Origin of the sequence: Metapseudomonas boanensis (assembly GCF_018704125.1) — a bacterium.
Classification (GTDB): domain Bacteria; phylum Pseudomonadota; class Gammaproteobacteria; order Pseudomonadales; family Pseudomonadaceae; genus Metapseudomonas; species Metapseudomonas boanensis.
On the sequence record NZ_JAGTIS010000006.1, the window covers coordinates 1 to 21,092 of the forward strand.

A 21,092-nucleotide genomic window follows, 5' to 3' on the forward strand; every position below is an offset into this window, starting at 1 on the left:
AGCAAATACAAGGAAACCGCCCGCGGTGGCCTCGCCGTGAACATCATCGAATGCTGATACCTCCCCTCTCCCATTGGGAGAGGGGCCGGGAGTGAAGGCCAGCCCAGTCTCGCTCCCGGCATCCCTCATCCGGCCCAAGGGCCACCTTCTCCCTGGGGGAGAAGGGAACAACCAGATCGGAGCTTATACATGACCACTGAAATCCTCGCCAAAACCCCGCTGCACGCCCTGCACCTCGAACTCGGTGCGCGCATGGTGCCTTTCGCCGGCTACGACATGCCGGTGCAGTACCCGCTCGGCGTGCTCAAGGAGCACCTGCACACCCGCGAGCAGGCCGGCCTGTTCGACGTCTCGCACATGGGCCAGATCATCCTGCGTGGCGAGCATGCTGCCCGGGCCCTGGAAAGTCTGGTGCCGGTCGATATCGTCGACCTGCCAGCGGGTATGCAGCGCTATGCACTGTTCACCAACGCCGAAGGCGGCATCCTCGACGACCTGATGGTGGCCAACGCCGGTGACCATCTGTTCGTGGTGGTCAACGCTGCCTGCAAAGAGCAGGATCTGGTGCACCTCAAGCAACACCTGGAAGGGCAGTGCGAGGTGGAGTCGCTGTTCGAATCCCGCGCGCTGCTGGCCCTGCAAGGGCCGAAGGCCGCCGAGGTACTGGGCCGCCTGGCACCAGAAGTGAAGGCCATGACCTTCATGCAGTTCACCACCTTGGAGTTGCTGGGCGCGCCGTGCTACGTCAGCCGCTCCGGCTACACCGGCGAAGACGGCTATGAGATATCCGTGCCAGTCGAGCAGGCCGAAACCCTCGCCCGCGCGCTGTTGGCCGAGCCGGAAGTGCAGGCCATCGGCCTTGGCGCCCGTGACTCACTGCGCCTGGAAGCCGGCCTGTGCCTCTATGGCCATGACATGAGCACCGCCACCACGCCGATCGAAGCCAGCCTGGGCTGGGCCATCTCCAAGGCGCGCCGCATCGACGGCCTGCGTGCCGGTGGCTTCCCCGGTGCAGAGCGCATCTTTGCGCAGCAGCAGGAGGGCGTCGCCAGCAAGCGCGTTGGCCTGCTGCCCAGCGGACGCGCACCGGTGCGCGAGGGTACCCAGATCGTCAACGCCGAGCAGCAGGTGATCGGCGAAGTCACCAGCGGCGGCTTCGGTCCCAGTCTGGGCGGTCCGCTGGCGATGGGTTACCTGGACAGCCGCTACACCGCGTTGGAGACCGAAATCTTCGCCCTGGTGCGCGGCAAGCCGGTGCCTATGCGCGTGGTCAAGACGCCCTTCGTGCCGCAGCGTTACTACCGCGGCTGATATTCCACCCACGACCCGGTAGGAGCGAGCTTGCTCGCGAAAAGGACTTCGTGCTTGCGATCGCGAGCAAGAACTAGGCGTCCCCCTCGCTCCTACACCCCCAGACAATCCTCTTTCTAGCGGGGCGAGATCATGAGTTCGACACAGACAGGCAAGATCGAAGTGGGCGTCAAACTGCGCGGTGCCGAGAAGGTGGCGCGCATTCCGGTGAAGATCATTCCCACCGAGGATGTACCGCGCAAACCCGACTGGATCCGCGTGGAAATCGCGGCCTCGCCCGAGGTGTCGCGCATCAAGCAACTGCTGCGCAAGCACAAGCTGCACAGCGTCTGCGAAGAAGCCTCCTGCCCGAACCTGGGCGAGTGCTTCTCCGGCGGCACCGCGACCTTCATGATCATGGGCGACATCTGCACCCGTCGCTGCCCCTTTTGCGACGTCGGCCACGGCCGGCCGAAGCCGCTGGATGCGGACGAGCCAAAGAACCTCGCGGTGGCCATCGCCGACCTGCGCCTGAAGTACGTGGTGATCACCTCGGTGGACCGCGACGACCTGCGCGACGGCGGTGCCCAGCACTTCGTCGACTGCCTGCGGGAAATCCGCAAGTTGTCTCCGGGCATCCAGCTGGAGACCCTGGTGCCGGACTATCGCGGGCGCATGGACGTGGCCCTGGCGATCACCGAGCAGGAGCCGCCGGATGTGTTCAACCACAACCTGGAAACCGTGCCGCGCCTGTACAAGGCGGTGCGTCCGGGCTCGGACTTCGAGTGGTCGCTGGACCTCTTGCAGAACTTCAAGCAGCGCGTGCCGCACGTGCCGACCAAGTCCGGGCTGATGCTCGGCCTGGGCGAGACCGACGAGGAGGTGATCGAGGTCATGCAGCGCATGCGCGAGCACGAGATCGACATGCTCACCCTCGGCCAGTACCTGCAGCCGTCGCGCAACCACCTGCCGGTGCAGCGCTTCGTGCATCCGGACACCTTCGCCTGGCTCGCCGAGCAGGGCGCTGAGATGGGCTTCAAGAACGTCGCCGCAGGCCCCTTGGTACGTTCCTCGTACCATGCCGACCAGCAGGCACATGGCGGGAAGATCAGCTGATCTTGCCATCAAAAAGGCGACCGTCGGGTCGCCTTTTGGGTTTTGGATGCTTGCTCAGAGAGTGGGCCTTGCAAACTGAGCAGATGCCGCACCCGTAGGCGCGAGATTGCTCGCGAATGCACCTCGTTAGCCAGCACGGGGTTACCCTGCCCATAGTCCAAAGCCCATCGAGCGCCTGCTCTGCAGTAGATCGAACCGTCAGGCTCCACGGGCCAAATGAAAAGCCCTCCGCGCAGGCCGGCTGCGGGAGGGCGTCTTGCTGTATGACTGGAGCCTATGGATTAGCGGCGTGGCTGCCAAGCAAGGTTGAGCCGGTTTTCTTGGCCCGCTTGGCCAGACGCTTTTCATGGGCGGTTTTCATAGGCTTCTTCTTCGCCTGCTTTTTTGCATCGAGACCTTTGCTCATGATCTTGACCTCCGAGGGTGGGTAGATGGATCAGCGCATCCCTGCTTTGGTGCGCTCAATGGCCATTACCACCTCCTGGGCTGCACGAGCCTGTCGCTGGGGGAAACCGATGAGGAAAGCATAGACTGGAAGCGGCAGCGCGTGGGGCCATGACGGCTTTCCCGATCAAATCCTCGACTGCTTAACACTTCCGACGCAAAGCCGCGTCGGGTGATGACAGCTCCTGGCGGCGGTCGCATCATTCGCTGCTGTTGCTGGCCTTTCCCTCGTGACCGCGCGCAGCCCCGGCAACCGACCCTTCCATCAGCAGAGAATCGCATGCCACCGACGCACACCGAGGATTTCCTGGTCTACGCGGCGCAATCCGTGCCGGGCCGGGTCCGTGAGCACAACGAGGACGCTGTGCTCTGCGCGCCTGGGCTCGGCCTGTGGGCCGTAGCCGATGGCATGGGCGGCCACCAGCGCGGCGAGGTCGCCAGCGCCCTGGCAATCGAAACCTTGCAGCAGGCGACAGCGCAGGGCAGCGAGCTGGAAGTGGCGGTGCAGGCGGCCCATCAGGCAATCCTTGATAGCGCAGCAGCGGGTCAGGATGGTCGCCGAGGGATGGGGTCCACCCTGGTGGCGGTGAAGTTCACAGGGGCGATGTTCGAACTCGCCTGGGTCGGCGACAGCCGCGCCTATCGGGTCGGCGCCGACAGCATCAGTCCGCTGACGCGTGACCACAGCTGGGTGCAAGCCATGGTCGATGCCGGGCAGATGACCCGCGAAGAGGCACGCAGCCACCCCCGGCGGAATGTCATCACCCAGTGCCTCGGCCAGGAACAACAAGCCCTGGAGGTAGGGCTGCTGCGTTCGACGCTGGCGCCGGGCGAATTGCTCCTCTTGTGCAGCGACGGGCTGACGGGCGAACTGGACGACGGGGTGATCCAGCAGCTCTGCGCCAGCGCCGCAACCCTGGACGAACTGGTTGCGCAATTGGTCGAGCAGGCTTGCCAGGCCGGCGGCAGGGACAACATCTCCTGCATCGTGCTGGGCTTGGCCTTGCCGCGGGTGACAGCCGTCGCCAGCCCGCCGCGCAGTTTTCTCAGCAAGCTCCTAAAACCCCTCAGACACTGAATTCCCTGGTTCCCTATGAACGATGATCTGCTTGATATACCCGGCTACACCGTGCACGGCCTGTTGGGCAAGGGCGGCATGGCCGAGGTCTACCTGGCGACGCAGGAGTCCTTGAATCGCAAGGTGGCGATCAAGGTCCTGCAGGAAATGAATGACGAGGCGTTCAGCAAGCGCTTCGTCAAGGAAGGACGCCTCGTCGCCTCGCTGCATCACCCCTCGATCGTCACCATCCACGATATCGGCCGTCTGGACGATGGACGCTACTACCTGGCCATGGAGTACCTCTCCGGGGGCGACCTGGGCCAGTACAAGGGCCAGCGGCTGGAGCCGCAGCGTGCCCTGACCATCGTCGGGCAGATCGCCAGTGCGCTGGTCGTGGTGCACGACAAGGGGCTGGTACACCGGGACATCAAACCGGCCAACATCCTCTTTTGTGACGACGGCACGGCCGTGCTCACCGATTTCGGCATCGCCAAAGAGCTGGAACTGGACAGCGAGCTGACCCAGTTCAACGTCGCCGTCGGCAGCCCGGCCTACAGCAGCCCGGAGCAGACGCAGTGCCAGCCGTTGGATGCGCGCAGCGACATCTACAGCCTGGGCGTCATCCTTCTGGAACTGCTCGGTGGGACGAACCCCTTCCGTGGCGAAAGCTACACCCAGACGCTGATGAACCATGTGCAACTGGAGCCGCCAGCCCTGCCGGAGCACCTCAGCCAATACCAGCACCTGCTGGACCGCATGCTGGCCAAGGACCCGGACGAGCGCTTCGCCGATTGCCGAGTACTGCTAGCGAGCCTGCCTGAGCTGAGCGACACGGAACTGGACCATACGCGCATCATCCCGGCGCTGCCGTTGCAGCGGCCCGCCGGACGGCGCGTCTACAAGGGCGTGCTGTGGGGCCTGCTCGGCGTGCTGCTGGTGACGCTCTCCGCTGGAGGAGGCTATTACGTTGTCCTGCAGATGAAGATCGCCGACTTCCTCGAGCTCGGCGAGCTGCGCCTGGCCGAAGGCCGGCTGGTGGAGCCGGCCCAGGACAACGCCGACTACTTCTTCCGTCAGGCGCTGAAGCTCGACGAAGACAACGCCGAGGCCGAGTCCGGCCTGCAGCGCGTGCTCGCCGCGCGCATCACCAATAGCCTGGCACTGGCCGCGCAGCGCTTCACCGAAGGTCACCTGCTGCAGCCCGAACAGGACAGCGCGGTTTTCCATTACTACCAGGTGCTGGAATGGGCACCGGGCAACGAGCAAGCGTTGGCCGGCCTGCAGCAGGTGGTGCAGCGCTTCATCGACCTCAGTGAAGGCGCCTACCGCCAGCGCGAATTCACCCTGGCCCTGGAGTACATCAAAGGCGGCCTGGTCGTGCAGCCCGACAACGAGACCCTGCTGAAGCTCCAGGCCACCCACGAGCAGCGGGTGCGCAAGGCACAGGCGGCCCGTCGTGCCGTGGCGAAGCGTGCAACCGCTGCCCCCGCGCGCCAAGAGGCAAAGCAGGAGAACCCGATCAAGCGGATGTGGAACAACCTTTTTGGAAACTGAAGTCTGATCGCCAATGGGGCAGGCGGCCGCTGGCCAGGCCTGGCACAACCTTTCCAAGGATACCTACATGCTCAGGATTCATTTTGCCGACAACCGCCACGCGCCCATCTGGCTGGCGGACGAGCGCTTCACCATTGGCCAGGACAGCCGCAACAGCCTGGTGTTGACGGAAGCAGACGTGAGTCCCTTCCATGCGGAAATCCGCCAGGATCATGGCCAGTACTACCTGAGCGATTGTGGTTCTCCGGGCGGCACCTACGTCAACGGCGAGCGTGTCGGGGCGCGCTTCCAGTTGCGCTCGGACGACCGGGTGCGCATCGGCGGCATGGAACTGCTGCTGGTCGACCCGGCGAAGGTCAGGCCCAAGGCCGCGGCGGTTGCGCGCTGGTTCCTGCAGGTGATCAAGGGGGAGCATGAAGGGCAGAAGTACCACGTCACCGGTTCGATGACCTTCGGCCGTTCGGTGAAGTGCGAACTGGTCTTCAGCGACCTGGAATTGTCGCGGCGCCATTGCGAGTTCTTCCTCAAGGACGATGTGCTCGAGGTCAAAGACCTGGCCTCCGCCAATGGCGTCTTCGTCAACCAGCAGAAGGTCAGCACCGCCGTGCTGCAGCCCGGTGACCAGGTGCGCATGGGGTCAGTGACGCTGCTGGTGATCGGTCCCAGGGTGGCGGCACCCCAGGCGGTGGATGAAGACGCCACCGTCTTCATGCGCGCAGTTGACTTGCCTGCGTCGAAACCGCTCGTGTCCACGCCTGCTAATAAGGCTTCGATGGCCAACCCACTGCGGGCTGCCGCAACGCAGAGTCACGCGACGCCGGTAGCCGAGGCGAGGCCATCACCCAACAGGCTGTTGCTGGGTGTGTTGGCTCTGGTGGTTGCCGTAGCCGGCGCGGTGGCGGCGAAAACCATGCTCTGATGCCCTGAAGCAGGACCCGGCACGATACTTGGGTAGCCCTGGCCAGGTGTCAGGCTGAAACCTTGAACACTTCCGCCAGGTGCTGCTCGTAGCGGGTGACGTCCGCTGCGATGGCTGGGCGCTTCATCACGTCCACGCTGAGGAAGGTCGGCAGGGCGGTCATGCCGAGAAACTGGTTGGCCTTGTGGAAGGGGAAGTACACCGCATCCACGCCTTTCCCCTCGAAGAAGTCAGTCGGATCGTCGAAGGCTTGCTGCGGCGCGTTCCAGGTGGCCGAAATCATGTATTGCTTACCGTGCAACAGGCCGCCGCTGCCGTACTTCTGCGATGCATCCGAGCGGGTGCGGCCGTCGTTGGCGTAGAGGCTGCCGTGGCCAGCGGTGAAGACTTCGTCCAGGTATTGCTTCACCGTCCAGGGGGCACCCATCCACCAGCCCGGCATCTGGTAGATCACCGCATCGGCCCAGCGGATCTTCTGGACTTCTTCGGCGATGTCATAGCCAGCGTCGACCTGGGTTTCCTTCACGTCGAAACCTGCCCGGTCGAGGAAGGCAAGAGCCGCTTCGTGCAGGGTGGCGTTATAGCGACCATCGGAGTGGGCGAATTGTTTGCCGCCGTTGATCAGCAGAACCTTTTTCATGGCGAATGCCTCAGCAATTTGGGATGGCGGCAGACTACCGGGCGAGTCGTCACGGAAACACCGGCGGTGGTGCAAATGATATTTGCCTGAAAGTCATGAATGGTTGCCGAGCCTTGCGATAACGTGGTCAATCTCAAAGCCACCATCAGGACTCCGCATCATGAGTACGCCATATGGATTCATCCTCCATGCCCACACCAAGCCGGAAAAAGCCGATGAGTTCGAGGCACTGTTCCGCGCCTATGTCGAGCCAAGCCGGACCGAAGAGGGTTGCATCGAGTACCACATGCTGCGTGATGTGCAGGACCCGACGCTGTTCATTTTCTATGAGGTCTGGCAGTCCCGGGCACATCTGGAAGTCCACTCCGCGCTGCCACATATGCGCCGTTTCCATGAAAACCGCATGGACTACCTGCGGCAGGATTTCGAGATTCACGAGGTCGAGATGCTGAGCCGGTCATCCGCCACGGCTTGAGGCCATTCAGTAGCGTGGACCGTGCGCACCAGACGAGGGCTACGAGTCTGGCGCGCCGTTGATGCGAGCAGCGCACCCTGCGTGGGGTTGCGCTATGGCGTTGATCTCAGCAGCCTGAGGTACTCCGGGCTGTCGGAGACGGTGTTGTGACCCTTGCCACGAATCACCGCCATCGTGGCCACGCCTGGGCTGAACTGGCGGAAGAGCTTTTCCGTGCTCCATCGCGGGATCACCTCGTCGTGTTCCGCCACGATCACTCGCGTGGGAACGTTGATCCCCGGCGCGTAGCGCCATGACTCGAACTTGTCCCGCAGCAACCACCGTACAGGGAAGATGGCGAACTGTTCCCGCGCCAACTCCTCGATGCTGTTATAAGGCGTTACCAGCACCAGCCGCGATACCGGGCGTTGGCTGGCCAGGCGAATCGCGACGCCGCTGCCCAGGCTGCGGCCCACCAGCAGCACCTCGGGATGAAGGGTCTGGACCCGGTCGAACAGTGCGAGGGCGTCCTGCTGGATCGCCTCCTCTGAGGGCGAGCCGGAGCTGCCGCCGAATCCCCGGTAGTGCATCAGGTAGAGGGCGTGGTCAGGAAAGGCCTCGGCGAACGAGGACAGGTTCCAGGACACGTCCTCGGCGTTGCCTCCGAAGTAGATCAGCGCTTTGCGCCCTTCATGCAGTCGGGTCGATACCACGATCTCCACGTCTTCTAACGGCATCTTGAGAACGGTGTCAGGACCTCCTGCGGCGCGGGGCTGCGGGAAGTAGATCAGCGCGCGTTGAAACACGAAGAGTGCCACGCACAGCCCCAGGTAGACGACCGAGATCAATAGCGCAATGGAGGCCAGGGTGCGAGTCATGTCAGTTCAGCGGTTGCTTCATGGGGGGATCTCCGCAGGCGGGGCGTGGCAGTTGATATGCCGACCGTCTACATGGGGGATGGCGGCGGCAATCAGCTCCTCGGACGTGGCCGCATCCAACACCTTAGACCCAGGATTTCCTAAGCTGAAAGTGCAAGCTTGCCTAATTCCGACCTGAGGTGACCCGCATGGAAAGGAAAAAAGGACTCGAGACCTACCGGCGTTTCAAAAGCCGGTTCCCCGATTATTTCAAGGCCGTGGAAGCGTTGGGCGCCACCGTCCACCGCGCCGGGCCGCTGGATGAGCGAACCATCCAGCTCACGCAGCTTGCGGCTGCGGCGGCCATCCGTTCCGAGGGCGCCGTGCACAGCCATGCCCGCCGTGCACTCGAAGCCGGGGCGAGTCTGGAGGATATCCATCACGCTTTGCTCGTCCTCACCAGCACCATCGGTTTTCCGACCGTGATCGCAGCGATGAGCTGGGTCGAGGATGTGGTGGGGCAGAAACAGGAGTAGGCCGGTTGGGTGAAACATCCAACCGGCCTACCGTCAAGGAAGGTGTGGCCTAGATACCAGCCGACAGCCCGAGGTCTATCGCCATGTCCGCCCCGGTAATTGCCCGGGCTCCCGGCTGGCAGAGGAAGAACACCAACTCGGCCACTTCCTCAGGCTGCACGAAGCGGGCGGCGGCGCCTTGCGGAAACTTGGCCAGCAACTCGTTGTAGTAAGCCTTCGGGTCGCCATTGCCATACTGCTCGGCCTGGAACCGCAGCATGGGCGTGGCAATGTCGCCCGGGGAAACCGCATTGCAGCGCACACCCGCGGGCGCGAGGTCCAGCGCCAGCGTCTTGCTCAGTAGGGTCAGGCCACCCTTGCTGGCGCAATAGGCGGCGGCATTACGGTTGCCTTGGCGACCTGCATCGCTGGAGATGTTGACGATGGCACCCTGGGTGACCTTCAGGTGCGGGACGGCAGCGGAGCACATGAAAAAGGCGGCCTTGAGGTTGACCGCCATCACCAGGTCGAAATCCTCCTCGCTGAATTCTTCCACCGGGCCCTCGCGCCAGACGCCAGCGGCGTTGACCAGGGCATCCAGGCGGCCGGTTTCGGCGAGTACGCGGGCCACGACATCGGAGCAGGCCTGGGCGCTGCGAATATCCGCGTGGACATTACTGGCCAGCGGTAGTTCATGGCCGAGTTGCGCCAGACCCTCGGCGTTCTGGTCGGTCACTGTCACCCGCCATTTACCCTGGTGGAAACGTCGAGCCAGCGCGCTGCCCACACCACCGGCCGCGCCGGTAATCAGTACCACGGGTTGAGTCATGGAGCACTCCTCGGAGCATTGAGAAAAAAACAGCCAGGCCGGACAAGGCTTGGCGCAGATCAGAGCGGTGTCACCCACGCCAGGGATGCGTGTGGGCGAAGTGCATTTTGAACGCCATGTTCGATTTATTGTGCATCCTGCGTCTGAGGATCTGTCTTGTCAATTGATGGTTTCGTCGATGGCAGGCATGACGACGGTCGGAGAATTACCGCCCTTCAATCCAGCGGGACGATCGGAGTGGATTCGGCCCCCTCAGGCTCCTGCTGCTGCAGTGTCCACATTTGCGCGTAGCTACCGCCTACCTCCAGCAGTTCCCGGTGGGTACCGCTTTCGATGATGCGCCCGGCGTCGAGCACGATGATCTTGTCGGCGTCCATCACGGTGGAGAGCCGGTGTGCAATCACCAGGGTGGTGCGGCCGACCTGGATGCGATCGAGCGCGTCCTGGATGGCCTTCTCCGACTTGGAGTCCAGTGCGGAAGTGGCCTCGTCGAAGATGAGGATGGCGGGGTTCTTCAACAGGGCGCGGGCGATGGCCACGCGCTGCTTTTCGCCGCCGGACAGCTTGAGCCCGCGTTCGCCCACCTGGGTCGCATAGCCATCCGGCAGGCGCTGGATGAACTCGTGGATGTGTGCGGCGCGGGCTGCGGCCTCCACCTCTTCGCGGCTGGCCACGGGACGACCGTAGCTGATGTTGTAGTAGATGCTGTCGTTGAACAGCACGGTGTCTTGCGGAACGATGCCAATGGCGCCGCGCAACGAGGCCTGGGTTAGCTCGCGCAGGTCCCGGCCGTCGATGCGAATGTGCCCGGCATTCACGTCATAGAAGCGATACAGCAAGCGGGCAAGGGTGGACTTGCCGGACCCCGAGTGGCCGACCACGGCCACGGTACCGCCGGGAGGGATCTCGAAGTCGACGCCGTGAAGGATTTCCCTGCGCGGGTCGTAGCCGAAGTGAACGTTCTCGAAACAGACCCGCGGGCGCGTCGGTACCAGCGGTTTGGCATTCGGGGCATCCTGTACGTCCTGACGTTCATCCAGCAGGCCGAACAGCCGCTCCATGTTGGTCAGTGCCTGCTTCACCTCGCGGTACATCATGCCGAGCATGAACAGCGGCGCGGAGAGTTGCAGCAGATAGGCGTTGACCAGAACCAGGTCGCCAATGGTCAGTTCGCCGCTGACCACGCCAGCAGCGGCGCGCCACATCATGGCGGTCACGCCGATCGACACCACCGTGGCCTGACCGAGGTTGAGCAGGGCCAGGGACTTGGTGGCGTTGACCTTGGCGTTCTCCAGGTGACGCAGGTTTTCGTCGTAGCGCGCGGCCTCGTGGGCCTCGTTGTTGAAGTACTTGACCGTTTCGTAGTTCAGCAGCGAATCCACGGCGCGCTCGTTGGCACGGGTGTCTGCTTCCACGGCAGCGCGGTAGTAACGCGTCCGCCATTCGGTGACGGCGAAGGTCCAGGTGCCATAGGCCAGCAGGGTGCCGAGGGTGATGAAGGCGAAGCCCCAGTCGTAGGCCCAGACCAGCACGGTGGTGACCAGCAGAACTTCCAGCAGGGTCGGGACTATGGTGTAGAGCGTCCAGTCCAGCAGGTCGGAAATGGCGCCACCGCCTCGCTCCACGTCGCGGGCCACGCCGCCTGTGCGCCGGCCGAGGTGGAACTTCAGGCTCAGGCCATGCAGGTGGCGGAACACTTCCAGGGTGATTTGCCGCGAGGCCCGTGCCATGACGCGGGCAAAGACCACCTGGCGCAGCTCGGTGAAGAGGGTGACACCGATCCGTGATGCGCCATAGGCCAGTAGCAGGCCCACCGGCAGCAACAGCAGGCTGGGTTCGACATTCAGCCCATCGACGATCTGCTTGAGGGCCACCGGCACATACAGGTTGGCCAGCTTGGCACAGAGGATGAGGCCGAGGGCCAGCAGGATGCGCCCGATGTAAGGTCGCAAGTAGGGCAGCAACGTGGCGATCACCGCGCTATCGCTGCGCGAACCTGCCCTGCGAGCCACCGGAGCTGCGCCGTCGGCATCTTGTGTGTCATCCGGCTGCGTCACCGGTTTGTCGCTCTGGGCTGTCATTGCGCCAACCTGCCTTTTTCCTGAGGGATTGAGCGACCTTTACCCCGTCGCGCGGGCGGACATGAAGTGTCCGGCAGGACTCGCATATCCGTTAGCGATGGAATCGAATGGCCAGTGCGACCACTGCACACATGGTCACAATCGCGAGCCAGGCATTTGGCCACAACAGCGGCAGACCGAACAGGATCAGGCTGTCGTTGCCGCCGGGCACCAGTACCGCGCCTACCCCCATCAGCAGGCCGCCGCACAGGCAGCGCAGCACCAGGCCGAGGCTGGGACGCTGATGCTGCCAGCGCCCGGCGCTCCACCCGCCATACAAGGCCCCGGCGAACAGCGCCGGGAGCAGCAGACCGCGAAGCCCAAGCACCATGAAATGGCCCGTCGCCAGTTCCGCCAGGATGTCGGTATAGGCCCAGGCGCCTACGCAGACGAACAACAGCAGGAAAGTCATGCCGATGACCAGGGTGGCGAGGTGCGCAGACCAGGCGCGCTGGTCCTGACTCCCCCGGTTGCTGAGCTGGCGCCATAGCAGCCAGGCGATACGAGCCGCCATCACCGCGGCGATCAGCGCTGCGGGAGCATCCAGCAGCCAGGTCGGCAGCTCCACCGGCATGTCCGGTGCGGCTCCCATCCAGCGGGCAATGATCGCAAAGCCCAGCAGGAAGCCGATTGGAGTAGCCAGCCAGGCCCATTGCCCGGAGCCGATCCGCGCCACGACACCAAACGCGCAGCCACCATTGACGAAGGCTCCAAGGCCCAGTAGCGCCCCGCCCACTGCCGCGTGCCAATGCAAAGGACGGCCCATGGGCACCTGCGGCAAGAGGTCGAATGCGCGCAGCAGCACAAACCCGCCCACCACCCACAGCGAGGTTTCCAGCAGGGCGCTCGCTCGGCTCCAGCTGCGCTTCTGGACCAGTTCTTCCATCGCAGCCACCATGCAGGTGCTACCGCGCTGGATGGCGAAGCCCATCAGTAAGGCCAAAGCGAAGCTGGCTGCGAGGATCACGTTGTTGCGCCTCCAAGGTTGGTGAACCCCTTCGAAAGCTTAGCGGTCGTTCGCGTCTCGTCTTCCCTCTCCCGAAACGAGAAAGGGGCTCGATACCAGCCGCGGGATGGGGCGGCGCTCCGCTGAGCGTAGCCATACCCACCGAATAGCCAGCGCAACTACTGGCTGCGCCACAACGGATCATCGCCCATCACCGCAATGGCCCAGTCGATGAAGGCTCGCACCCGCGCCGAGAGGTGGCGGGAGTAGGGGTAGACCAGGCTCATTGGCATGCTCGCAGGACGCCAAGCCGGCAGCACTTCCACGAGCTTGCCGGCTTCGATCGAGAGACGCGCCTCGGCCATCGGCACGGCGACGATGCCAAGGCCGGCCTCGGCCGCGGCGATGTACGCGCCGCCGCTGTTGAAGCGCATGGTGGGCGGCTGGTCGAGGGTGAAGCACTCAGCGCCGTGGGACAGCTCCGGACGCATCTGGCGTCCACTGGCGGGGAACACGAACGCGAGGAAACGATGCTGGGCGAGGTCTTCCGGACTGTACAGCGGCGCCGCTCCGGCGAGGTAGGTGGGGGAGGCGCAGAGGCAGAAGCGCATCTGGCCGATCGGCCGGCAGACCAGGTCTGGGTCGGTGATGACGCCGCCCCGAATTGCACAATCCACGCCTTCCTGCACCAGGTCGACGATGCGCTCGCTGCAGCTGATGTCGAGCTGGATTTGCGGATGGCGGGCGACGAAGTCGGGCAGGGCAGGGATGACCAGGAAACGTCCCACGGGCGAGGGCATCTCCACTTTTACCCGGCCGCGGGCCACGCTATGGCTCTGTGACATGGTCGCTTCCAGCTCATCGATGTCATCGAGCAGGGCGCGGGCGCGCTCGTAGTAGGCACTGCCGTCGGTGGTGGGGGTCACGCGGCGGGTGGTGCGGTGCAGCAGTTTGACGCCAAGTTGCGTCTCCAGCGCCTGGACCTGGCCGGAGACGGTGGTCTTCGCCATTGCCAGGGCATCGGCGGCGCGGGTGAAGCTGCCCAGTTCGACGATACGGCAGAAGGCGCGCATCGCGTCGAGTCGGTCGAAAGCCATGATTGTCCGGTACTTCGTACAATGTTTGCTGGTTTGGCTAATTTATCCTTATCAGGTCGCTCAATACAGTGTCTCCAACCCCGACATGTCGTCGGCACCCCGCCTGGAGATACAGCATGAACACCTCTCGCATCAACTACCGTGAAGTCGCCCCACACACCTTCAAGGCCATGCTCGGCCTGGAGAAAGCCCTTGGCGAAAGCCTGCTGGAGCCCTTGCTGCATGAGCTGGTGAAGATCCGCGCCTCGCAGCTCAATGGCTGCGCCTACTGTGTCGACCTGCACAGCAGCGATTCGCTGAAATCCGGTGATTCCGTGCGCCGGCTGCTGGCCCTCACCACTTGGCAGGAAACCCCCTTCTTCAGTGAGCGCGAGCGTGCTGCATTACTGTGGACCGAAACCCTCACCCTGGTGTCGGAGCGGCATGCGTCCGAGGCGATTTATCGGCAGGTCGCCGGGCATTTCAGCGACCGAGAAATGGCCGAGCTGACCTTTGCCATCGCCACCATCAACGCCTGGAACCGTCTTGGTGTTGGATTCGCCCTGCAGCCGGAGTAACCGCCATGAACAAGTCGATTGCAGCAGTGACCCTATCATTGGCGACCTTCGTGAGTGGGCCGGTACTGGCCCACGGCGGTGCGGGTGACGAAGCCGTCACGCCGGTGGCCGAGGCCCGACTGCCGCAGCAGGCCAGCTCCCACGCCAAGGCCCTGCGTGTGGACTTCGCCCCGGGCGTCACTTCCCGCCCACACACCCACCCCGGCGCCGTGTTCGTGGTGGTGGTCAGCGGCGAGGTGGAGTCTGCCCTGGAGGGTGAAGCGCCGAAGCGTTTCAAGGCGGGCGATGCCTGGTACGAGGCGCCGGAGCAGTTGCACCGTGTCACGCGCAATGTCAGCACCACGCAACCGGCCTCGTTGGTGGCCTGGCTGCTGTCCGATGGCAAGACGCCGTTGGTAAAGCCGATTGCGCAGTGACGGGTTGGGTTGCAGTGCAAGGGTGGATGTCGCTTTTCACATCCACCTGCACACCTCAAGCGACCCTGCAGAGGCCTTCGTACGCTCAAGCATTAGCGGCTATCCAGATTGTGGTAGAGCTCATCTTCCTGGTCGAAGTGCAGGTGCAACAGCGTGTCCAGCCTGATCAGTGTCACCTGGATTTCCTCCTGCGAGATGGCGGTACGGTCGACGGAAAAATCCTTGTGCATCCGTCCAAGCAGCTTCACAAGACGGAAAATCTCCCGATGGGTGTGGCTCAATGCCGCCAGCGGGTCCTCACCTTTCAGGTGCGCGATCAATGAAGGGTAGAGCTCAGCTTCGTCGTTCTGCTCATGGGGCACCAGCTTTTGCTCGAGGAGCGCGACCAGGCCGCCCAGCTCATCACGAGCCTGCTCTGCCGGGTACCGCGCAAAATTGGTAGCCATCAGACTGACCTTCTCCAGCACAGATGCCAGGTCGTCGTGCTCGGCGCCCAGTTGATCGACCCGCGCGCCTTGCATCTTCCCTGATCTTGAGCCGAATCCCGCGCCCAGGGCTCGTAGTGCATTGAAGATCACAGCAACGTCGATGACTTCCTGGAGGATCGCGCCGGATATCGGCGGCAGATAACCCAGTGCCGCAACCAGCATGGCCAGCAGTGAGAGGCCCATCCCGACCAGCACACCCTGCTTGGCGATCGCGCGGGATCGCTTGGCGATATCCAAGGCCTCCGCCACTCGATCAAGGCGATCGACGAGCAGGACAACGCCAGCCGCTTCCGAAGAGGCCGTTGCGCCGCTGGCGCCCAGCGCAATGCCGACGTGAGCGGCAGCCAGGGCAGGGGCGTCGTTGACTCCGTCGCCGACCATCAGCGTCTTGCCTTCGGCGCAGGCACGCTGGACGGCCGCAACTTTCTCCTCTGGCCGCAGCCCGGCCCGGACTTCATCGATGCCCGCAGCCAGGCCGATCATCTGCGCAGTTTCCAGCCGGTCCCCGGTCAGCATCACCACCTTGCGAATGCCCGCCTGCTTAAGGCGACGCAACGCCTGCGGCGACTCGACACGCAACCTGTCGGCGAACAGCACCGCGCCCGCGAGCGTGCCCTGTACCGAGATGAAGCTACCGCCGCAGGCCTGATAATCCATCCGCCTGAGCACCGATGCGGCCCAGGCACCGTCGCGCTGGGCAGGAGCCGTGAATTCCAGGGTGCCGATCATGACCTCACGGCCTTCCACCTGCCCTCGCAGACCGGCACCCGGGCTTTCCTCCACTTGCGTCGGAGTAGCCAGGGACGCGTTGTCGCGGCGGGCAGCGGTGGCGATCGCCGCTGAAATAGGGTGGGGTGAAGCCTGCGCTAGAGAGCCGGCCAGAAACAGCAGTTGTTCCGGGGGCAATTCGCCACAATGCTCGATGCTCTGGACCGTGGCGTGGCCTGTGGTGAGCGTGCCCGTTTTATCCAGGAATAGCAGCTCGGCTCCGGCCAGGGCCTCGAGGGTCGCGCCATCCTTGACCAGAATCCCTCGATGCGCGCAGCGGGAGATGCCGGACATGATTGCGATGGGCACGGCCAGGATCAGCGGGCAGGGTGTGGCCACCACCACCACGGCTAGCGCCCTGATGGGGTCGTTGCTGACCAGCCACGCAAGGCCGGCGATGAGCAGCGTCAGCGGGATCAGGGTCAGCGCGTATTGATCGGCCAGGCGAACGAACGGCGCCCGGGACTGCCGGGCAGCCTCCGCCATCCGGACAATCCCCGCGTAGGTGCTTTGCTCTGCCATTTGGCTGACATCGAGCTCGAAAGGGCTGCCGGCATTGACGCCGCCGCTGCGCAACGCCGCGCCGGCCAGTCGCGTGACGGGAATGGGTTCCCCGGTCAGGGCCGACTCATCCAGGGTGGCGCTCGGACTCATCAGCGTTCCATCGACCGGAACGACCTCACCCATTCGCACCAGGATGTGATTGCCCGGCCGTACCTGGTCGATGGGTGTCTGGACCAGATCGCCGTTTTCCAGTCGCCACGCGAATCTGGGCGCCCGGTTGATCAGACGCTGCAGCTCTCGCTCTGCGCGCTGGGACGTGAAGTATTCGAGAGTCCGCCCCGAGGCCAACATGACAGCGACGACCGACGCCACCAGCGCCTGCCCCAGCCAGAGGGCTCCAGCTATCGATATCAGCGCAATGAGGTCAACGCCTACCTCCCGACGCAGCAGGCGCACGACGATCTCGACCGCCAGCACTGCGGCGACCACCAAGGCACTGCCTGACCAGAGATAGTCCGGGATCGAGGCATGGCCCAGCCAGCGCAACCCCAGCCCTGCAAGGAGAGCGATGATCGTGAAGCCGAGCAAGGCAGGATCGAGCCATCCCTTGGGCATTACGCGTTCCCCATCTGGACCGGATCGAGCGTGTAGCTGATCCTACAAGGCAGCTGTTGTCATTCGAGGATAGTCACCTCCGGAACGTGCTGATCTTCACGATTGCTGCCGGCTTGCTGCCACGGCTTCAGGAGTTGCGATATGCAATGGGCGAAGGGTCAGCGTTGGCCCAGTTCACCCCCCCGGGTCTTTGCGTCTGGAGCCGTATCTGTTGATCTCCCTGAGGTAGTCGCGGGCCACGCCGAAGTAGTACCTCTTCCAGTAGGGGCGCAGTTGCTGCCTGAGACGCCAGGTGCCGTAAGCCCCAGATGAAAGGAAAGTGAGAAGCCACATCCACGTATGACTGGATAACCAGACGGAGAGGGCAATGATCGCTGCTACGATCCACTGGTCGCGCAGTGTCAGCCACTCGCCAGCAATCCCGCGTCTCCTCATGAAGCGAAGCATCCACCTGTAAACCGCCAGGAACGATCCGCCAAGCAAAACGAATATCGAACCCCAAATAATGCTGCCTGGCGGGGGGCTCAGAAAGAAGGCGATTCCGAAGCAGACCAGGACTATGCCCGCTGTGAATGCTCCATAAAGCCCATCCCATTTGCGGTCGATGTCCTGGGCCAATTGCCTTTTGATTTCCGTTTTGTGGATTTCGCGATAACGAGGGTTCATCTCGTTGTCCTCCTTGATAGCGATGCTCCTGCTCGCAGACCTCGAAACGATTTGATGATGCTTCAGACCCGCTCAAGAAAAGCCATGATCTCGGCATTGACGACGTCTGGATGGGTGACTGGGCCCATGTGGCCGAGTCCTTCGAATTCAACAAGCTCGACTCGGGGCAGCGTTGCGGTCAGCAGTCTTGCGACGCCGAGCGATGACTGCGGCGAGCGATTGCCGACCATGAACAGCACCGGGACCTCCAGCGAGCGAAAGGTTTGCAATGGCGTCGGCTCGTTGAGCAACGCATGGGCCCACCCCCGCACGTTGGCCACCGCCTTGGCGATCGGGGCCTTGCGTTCCTCAGGCGTGCGCTGCCAGGCGCCAGGTTCCATCCAATAGTCGATGAAGCGTTCAGCCGCCGCATCCGGGTCATTGCAATCGAGGGCCCGTCCGGCAGCTGCTACCGTATGGCGGATTCCGTCCGCCTCGTTGGGAGGGGGTGTTTCTGCGTCGAGCAGTGCGAACAGCGTGGGTTCGTAAAGGACGATGGCGCGCACCCGGGCTGGGTTCTGCAAGGCCGCGATCAGCGCAACGGCGGCGCCATAAGAGTGACCGACCAGCACCAACGGCTCGCCCGCCATGGCCAGGACAGGCTCGGCGAGCGCGGCCTCGTCGCTCAGGGTTACCACCCGGTCAGAGGGCCAGGCAGGACCCCTGCCTGCGCCGAGTGAGTCAGGTGCAAACACATGGAACTTCGACGCCAGAGAGTCCGCGAGCCCTCGCCATTGCGCCGAACTGCTCGCATTGGCATGGAAACACACGACGCCGGGCCCATTGCCGGATTCCCGATAGTACGGGATAAATGGCTCCACGCCAGCCTCCACATCCGAAGTTGCAAGCCCGTCGCTGAGCAAATACCGCCCTCCGCCCAGCGTTTCCACGCCGGCTCTTGGAGTAGCGTAGACGCGGGCTAACCCAGTTGGTCGATCATCACCGCGTTGGTGTAGATCAGGCTGCCATCGCTCGCTCGATGCCCGACCAAGTGGAACTGGCCGCGTTGGTCGTCGGCACTCAAGTAGACGCGCAATTGGCAATCGGCCAACGGGCCGCATTCATCAGGAGTAATCAACTCCATGGTGCTCATGTCGACGTCGATCATCGCCTCTGGCTCGTGGGTTTCCTGCAGGCGCTCTTCGGCCTCTTCCAGACGTAGATGGTCGGCCTCGTTGACCCGGAAATGGATGTCGCCCATGGGCGTGGATTTCTGGGCATCGCTGGTTTTGCACCAGCCTTTGATGGTCAAGGTATTCATGGCGGAACCTCCAGACGAAGCTGCTCGGATGCTGTCGCGCCTCCTACGCAATTTTAGACAATACGCGAGCGTCTTCCGTGCCTCTTGGAATGCAAGTGGCCGAAGTCCGATGAAGTGTCTTGCATGGCTCGACAGTGCAACCTGTCGGGGCTGAAATGGTGCCAGGGGGCGGGTGCTATACTCCGTTCGAGCGCAATAAACGTGCAATGTGCCTGTTGTTGCGGGAAAAAAATAATGATCGAGAACAACACGCAGCGAAATTGGAGGGGAAGCAGCAGCACAATAAAGTAGCAGGAGGTGGGCGATGAACCGGCATTATTACATCAGCAATGATCTTGATGAGCTGGAAAGCGTTGAGAGTGAATTGGAAGCCCGTGGTATCGATACCGAACAGATTCATGTACTCAGCGACAAGGATGCCGAGGTAGAGAAACATCATCTTCACGATGTCAATTCGTTCATGAAGCAGGACGTCGTCCATTCCGGCGAGATCGGCGCCCTCATTGGCGTGCCTTTGGCAATAGCGATTCTTGGCGGTGCCTACCTGGCAGGGTGGACCGAGTCAGCGGCAGGCTGGATGCCCTTCATCTTCCTGGCCATTATCGTGCTGGGCTTCAGCATCTGGGAGGGTGGATTCTTTGGAATCCAGGTACCCAATGCTCACTTCCGTAACCTCAAGGAAAAGCTCCACGAAGGCGAGCATGTGCTCTTTGTCGATGTCGAGCCTGGCCAGGAAACGGAACTGGATCGAGTCATCAACCATCACCCCAACCTGAAACTTGCAGGTACCGGCGTAGCAGCTCCCCACTGGATAGTGGCCTGGCTGCACAGTTGGCATCAGTTCAAGCGCACGATCTAGTGCGTTTACCTGCTCAGTGGCTGTCGAGCGGCTATTGCCCGAGGAAGAGCGCCCGGGTGAAGAGTACATAGTCCGCTTCGGCAGCCATTAGCCCGACCAATACCAGCAGGCACAATGGCGGCACGAGAATGGCGTACACCAGCGCCAATCGCTCCCATGCCATGTGCATGAAGATCGAGACGATCAACCCCGCTTTCAACAGCATCAGCACGATGATCAGCGACCACCTGAGATAACCCTGGAAGTGGTAGTAGTCGACCAGGTACGACAGGGTGCTGAGCACGAACAACAGCCCCCAGATCTTCAGGTACAAGCCGATGGGATGTTGCTGACCTTGTGCGTGCGCCATAGTCGGTGCTCCTCTTGAGCCTCACCACAAGTAGAAGAAGGCGAAGATGAAGACCCACACCAGATCCACGAAGTGCCAGTAAAGCCCGGCGATCTCGACGATCTGGTAGTTTCCCTTCCTCTCGTAATCACCCCGCAGCACCTTCAGCGCCACGGTGCAGAGGTAGATGACACCGACTGACACGTGCAGACCGTGGAAGCCGGTGATCATGAAGAAGGTGGCACCGAACTGTGGAGCGCCCATGGGATTGCCCCAGGGGCGCACCCCTTCGGCGATCAGCTTGCTCCATTCGAATGCCTGCATGCTGACGAAGGTCGCGCCAAAGGCGGCAGTGGTCAGCATGAGCGCGGCGCTTTTCACGCGATCACGGCGATAGGCGAAGTTGACGGCCATGGCCATGGTGCCGCTGCTGCTGATCAGGACAAAGGTCATGATGGCGATCAGGATCAGCGGGATATCGTTGCCGGCGATGTTCAGGGCGAACACTTCGCTGGGGTTGGGCCAGGGCTCGGTTGCGGCAATGCGCACCGACATGTAGCCGGTCAGGAAGCAGGTGAAGATGAAGGTGTCGCTGAGCAGGAAGATCCACATCATCGCCTTGCCCCAAGGCACCTGCTTGAAGGCATCCCGATCCGAGGACCAGTCATTGGCAATGCCTGGCCATCCCGCCAGTTGATTGTCAGAAGTGGCAGGCGCGGGTTCTCGGGGCGCGTGGGACGGTTCCATGGT

At 63.0% G+C, this 21,092-nt stretch carries 23 protein-coding genes; 10 read left to right on the forward strand and 13 right to left on the reverse strand.

The features are described from left to right. The first annotated feature begins 189 nt into the window (after positions 1 to 189). Entirely contained in the window at positions 190 to 1,311 is a 1,122-nt protein-coding gene (gene gcvT, locus J7302_RS12625) for a glycine cleavage system aminomethyltransferase GcvT (RefSeq protein WP_215374810.1), read from the forward strand. 132 nt (positions 1,312 to 1,443) lie between these two features. Further along, positions 1,444 to 2,406, forward strand: coding sequence for a lipoyl synthase (lipA, locus tag J7302_RS12630; RefSeq protein ID WP_215374813.1), 963 nt, complete (start codon positions 1,444 to 1,446; stop codon positions 2,404 to 2,406). 274 nt (positions 2,407 to 2,680) lie between these two features. On the opposite strand, the gene J7302_RS26835 is transcribed toward lipA, so the two are convergent. After that, positions 2,681 to 2,812, reverse strand: coding sequence for a hypothetical protein (locus tag J7302_RS26835; RefSeq protein ID WP_285899543.1), 132 nt, complete (start codon positions 2,810 to 2,812; stop codon positions 2,681 to 2,683). Positions 2,813 to 3,130: 318 nt separating this feature from the next. On the opposite strand from J7302_RS26835, the gene J7302_RS12635 reads away from it, so the two are divergent. The 3 genes from J7302_RS12635 to J7302_RS12645 all read left to right on the forward strand — a co-directional run bounded on the left by J7302_RS12635 (position 3,131) and on the right by J7302_RS12645 (position 6,383). After that, positions 3,131 to 3,928: a PP2C family protein-serine/threonine phosphatase gene (locus J7302_RS12635; protein ID WP_215374816.1), complete on the forward strand. Its 798-nt coding sequence runs from the start codon at positions 3,131 to 3,133 to the stop codon at positions 3,926 to 3,928. 15 nt (positions 3,929 to 3,943) lie between these two features. Then, positions 3,944 to 5,464 (forward strand): serine/threonine-protein kinase, encoded by a 1,521-nt coding sequence (locus J7302_RS12640; protein ID WP_215374819.1) that lies wholly within the window; start codon positions 3,944 to 3,946, stop codon positions 5,462 to 5,464. A gap of 67 nt (positions 5,465 to 5,531) precedes the next feature. Then, positions 5,532 to 6,383, forward strand: coding sequence for an FHA domain-containing protein (locus J7302_RS12645; RefSeq protein ID WP_215374822.1), 852 nt, complete (start codon positions 5,532 to 5,534; stop codon positions 6,381 to 6,383). Between the two features lie 49 nt (positions 6,384 to 6,432). Here J7302_RS12645 and J7302_RS12650 read toward each other — a convergent pair whose 3' ends face one another. After that, positions 6,433 to 7,023, reverse strand: a complete 591-nt coding sequence (locus J7302_RS12650) for an NAD(P)H-dependent oxidoreductase (RefSeq protein ID WP_215374825.1) — start codon at positions 7,021 to 7,023, stop codon at positions 6,433 to 6,435. 160 nt (positions 7,024 to 7,183) lie between these two features. On the opposite strand from J7302_RS12650, the gene J7302_RS12655 reads away from it, so the two are divergent. Continuing rightward, complete coding sequence (locus J7302_RS12655) at positions 7,184 to 7,498, forward strand: putative quinol monooxygenase (protein WP_215374828.1); 315 nt, start codon at positions 7,184 to 7,186, stop codon at positions 7,496 to 7,498. Positions 7,499 to 7,590: 92 nt separating this feature from the next. Here J7302_RS12655 and J7302_RS12660 read toward each other — a convergent pair whose 3' ends face one another. Beyond that, complete coding sequence (locus tag J7302_RS12660) at positions 7,591 to 8,355, reverse strand: alpha/beta hydrolase (RefSeq protein ID WP_215374832.1); 765 nt, start codon at positions 8,353 to 8,355, stop codon at positions 7,591 to 7,593. 188 nt (positions 8,356 to 8,543) lie between these two features. Here J7302_RS12660 and J7302_RS12665 point away from each other — a divergent pair, with 188 nt between their 5' ends. After that, positions 8,544 to 8,870, forward strand: a complete 327-nt coding sequence (locus J7302_RS12665; protein ID WP_215374835.1) for a carboxymuconolactone decarboxylase family protein — start codon at positions 8,544 to 8,546, stop codon at positions 8,868 to 8,870. Positions 8,871 to 8,919: 49 nt separating this feature from the next. Here J7302_RS12665 and J7302_RS12670 read toward each other — a convergent pair whose 3' ends face one another. The 4 genes from J7302_RS12670 to J7302_RS12685 form a co-directional block, all read right to left on the reverse strand. Continuing rightward, positions 8,920 to 9,678: an SDR family NAD(P)-dependent oxidoreductase gene (locus tag J7302_RS12670; RefSeq protein ID WP_215374839.1), complete on the reverse strand. Its 759-nt coding sequence runs from the start codon at positions 9,676 to 9,678 to the stop codon at positions 8,920 to 8,922. A 215-nt stretch (positions 9,679 to 9,893) separates the two neighbouring features. Continuing rightward, positions 9,894 to 11,759 (reverse strand): ABCB family ABC transporter ATP-binding protein/permease, encoded by a 1,866-nt coding sequence (locus J7302_RS12675; RefSeq protein WP_215374842.1) that lies wholly within the window; start codon positions 11,757 to 11,759, stop codon positions 9,894 to 9,896. 91 nt (positions 11,760 to 11,850) lie between these two features. Continuing rightward, a complete protein-coding gene (locus tag J7302_RS12680) occupies positions 11,851 to 12,765 on the reverse strand; it encodes a YeeE/YedE thiosulfate transporter family protein (protein WP_215374845.1) in 915 nt (304 codons plus the stop codon). Between the two features lie 158 nt (positions 12,766 to 12,923). Then, positions 12,924 to 13,841 carry a LysR family transcriptional regulator gene (locus J7302_RS12685; RefSeq protein ID WP_215374848.1) on the reverse strand — a complete coding sequence of 306 codons (918 nt, stop codon included), beginning with the start codon at positions 13,839 to 13,841 and terminating at the stop codon, positions 12,924 to 12,926. A 116-nt stretch (positions 13,842 to 13,957) separates the two neighbouring features. Here J7302_RS12685 and J7302_RS12690 point away from each other — a divergent pair, with 116 nt between their 5' ends. Further along, a complete protein-coding gene (locus tag J7302_RS12690; protein WP_215374851.1) occupies positions 13,958 to 14,398 on the forward strand; it encodes a carboxymuconolactone decarboxylase family protein in 441 nt (146 codons plus the stop codon). A 5-nt stretch (positions 14,399 to 14,403) separates the two neighbouring features. Continuing rightward, positions 14,404 to 14,814 (forward strand): cupin domain-containing protein, encoded by a 411-nt coding sequence (locus J7302_RS12695; RefSeq protein WP_215374854.1) that lies wholly within the window; start codon positions 14,404 to 14,406, stop codon positions 14,812 to 14,814. 92 nt (positions 14,815 to 14,906) lie between these two features. Here the strand turns inward: J7302_RS12695 and J7302_RS12700 are convergent, their stop codons facing one another. From J7302_RS12700 to J7302_RS12715, 4 genes are all read right to left on the reverse strand, one after another. Then, on the reverse strand, positions 14,907 to 17,189 hold the full coding sequence (locus J7302_RS12700; protein ID WP_215374857.1) for a heavy metal translocating P-type ATPase: 2,283 nt from the start codon (positions 17,187 to 17,189) through the stop codon (positions 14,907 to 14,909). Positions 17,190 to 17,363: 174 nt separating this feature from the next. Next, positions 17,364 to 17,855: a hypothetical protein gene (locus tag J7302_RS12705; RefSeq protein ID WP_215374860.1), complete on the reverse strand. Its 492-nt coding sequence runs from the start codon at positions 17,853 to 17,855 to the stop codon at positions 17,364 to 17,366. 62 nt (positions 17,856 to 17,917) lie between these two features. Then, the gene (locus J7302_RS12710; RefSeq protein ID WP_349814446.1) at positions 17,918 to 18,784 is read right to left on the reverse strand and encodes an alpha/beta fold hydrolase; all 867 of its coding nucleotides are present in this window, start codon (positions 18,782 to 18,784) and stop codon (positions 17,918 to 17,920) included. Between the two features lie 29 nt (positions 18,785 to 18,813). Then, positions 18,814 to 19,155, reverse strand: a complete 342-nt coding sequence (locus tag J7302_RS12715) for a hypothetical protein (protein ID WP_215374863.1) — start codon at positions 19,153 to 19,155, stop codon at positions 18,814 to 18,816. 304 nt (positions 19,156 to 19,459) lie between these two features. On the opposite strand from J7302_RS12715, the gene J7302_RS12720 reads away from it, so the two are divergent. Then, positions 19,460 to 20,014, forward strand: coding sequence for a magnesium transporter (locus J7302_RS12720; RefSeq protein WP_215374866.1), 555 nt, complete (start codon positions 19,460 to 19,462; stop codon positions 20,012 to 20,014). Positions 20,015 to 20,045: 31 nt separating this feature from the next. Here J7302_RS12720 and J7302_RS12725 read toward each other — a convergent pair whose 3' ends face one another. Beyond that, positions 20,046 to 20,363: a cytochrome C oxidase subunit IV family protein gene (locus J7302_RS12725; RefSeq protein ID WP_215374869.1), complete on the reverse strand. Its 318-nt coding sequence runs from the start codon at positions 20,361 to 20,363 to the stop codon at positions 20,046 to 20,048. 21 nt (positions 20,364 to 20,384) lie between these two features. Continuing rightward, positions 20,385 to 21,089: a heme-copper oxidase subunit III family protein gene (locus tag J7302_RS12730; protein WP_215374872.1), complete on the reverse strand. Its 705-nt coding sequence runs from the start codon at positions 21,087 to 21,089 to the stop codon at positions 20,385 to 20,387. Between the last annotated feature and the right edge of the window lie 3 nt (positions 21,090 to 21,092).